General features: G+C 46.1%; 1 protein-coding gene. It reads right to left on the bottom strand.

Features of this window, described 5'->3' with window-relative positions:
• Positions 1-329: 329 nt before the first annotated feature.
• Positions 330-1,457, bottom strand: a complete 1,128-nt coding sequence (locus FPZ49_RS35100) for an IS110 family transposase (protein ID WP_144855370.1) — start codon at positions 1,455-1,457, stop codon at positions 330-332.
• Between the last annotated feature and the right edge of the window lie 23 nt (positions 1,458-1,480).

Raw genomic sequence — 1,480 nt, 5'->3', positions numbered from 1 at the left:
CTGATATGAACGAGGCGGTCAATACCCCTTCAATAATTCCGTAATTTTCTTAATTTAGGAATGGAAATACTCTTGTTCCAAACCAGGGATACTTTAAAAATCTTGGCACGAAGGCAAAAGCGTTGACGGTGGTTAACAGTCTGATATGCGCGGGTTGGGTACCGCATTTCAATCCATCCGTCGTGGAGCTGCCTCGGACTAACGGCGCACGTTCGGCTAGCGATCAATGCCTAGTGCATAGCTTAACATGAGGATTCTCCTTACCGGTGTTTTGCCTCCGAGCCAAAACTTCTAATTCTCCTATTTAAACCAGAGATTTTGAAGTAGCACTACGCAACCAAGTTGGTTTCCGATTGCATCTTTTCAATTTCACAACCAATAGCCCAAATGAACCCTATAAGTTCTCTGGCCACAGCAACTGCAGCTTGTTTTCCGGCTTTTCCTCGTGAAGTAATGAGATGATACTTCTGATGTAAACGGTGTTGAGCCTTCCAGGCTATGCGCTTTGCTTCAGGATCTTGCCCCTCCTGACGAGCACGGAGTTGTCCTTTTAATGAAGGAGCGTGACGATAGGCCCAAGCGGATTCAACAATGACATGACGGATGTGGGAATTCCCGACCTTGGTGATGGATCCTTGCCACCTGGTGGCCCCGCTTGAATATTCTTTAGGAACAAGTCCAGCGTAAGACATTAATTGCCTGGGACTTGTAAAACGAGAGAACTGGCCAATTTCCGCCACTAAGGTAGTCGCAGTAACTTCCGCTACTCCACGCATTGTTTGAAGGGCTTGGATAACCGGTGCGTGAACACTACTCATTGCTTGCTGATGAATTTCAGCTTCAATGCGTTTCATTCGGTCGGTCACTTCATCAATTGCGTGAAGATACTCTTGAAATACGATTCGTAAAGATGATTTTTCAAAACGAAGACTATCCAGCCACTCTCTATGCCTAACAGACCAATTACGCGTACCTTTTTCCGAACGCAGATCATGACGAAGCAAAAACTGAACGAGACGAAGTCGCGCGCGCTGTAAGTCTTCCTTAGCGTCATGTCGAGCCCGAACTAAGTCTCTCAAAGCTTCATGATCTTCGTCAGGAGTCCAAACGGGAGTAAGTTCGCCGGCTCGAAGAAGCTGTGCCAGTCTTAATGCATCTCTTCGGTCCGTTTTGATACGATCTCCTGCGCGTCGAGGGATGAGTGTTGGTGCAACAACGACACAGTCAATTCCCATGGAGATGAGAAATCTGAAAAGTCCATACCCTGTCGGTCCTGCCTCATAGCATACATGCAATTGCTCAGGATTGCCTATTTTTTTCAATAACTTGCGAATAGCCTCAGGTGTATGCGTGATGTTTCCGAGAAAACGTGGCTCACCACGTCCTGTATCTGCAACAGCAACAGAAATTGAATCTTTTGATACGTCTAAACCAACAAATTTTGTGTAATCCTTCATAATAGCGGCTCCTTTCGAATGTA

The organism is Paenibacillus cremeus, from assembly GCF_007786445.1.
In the GTDB taxonomy this organism is placed as follows: domain Bacteria; phylum Bacillota; class Bacilli; order Paenibacillales; family NBRC-103111; genus Paenibacillus_G; species Paenibacillus_G cremeus.
The sequence above is the reverse complement of the archived record's forward strand: the minus strand, read 5'-3'. Positions and strand labels throughout refer to the sequence as shown.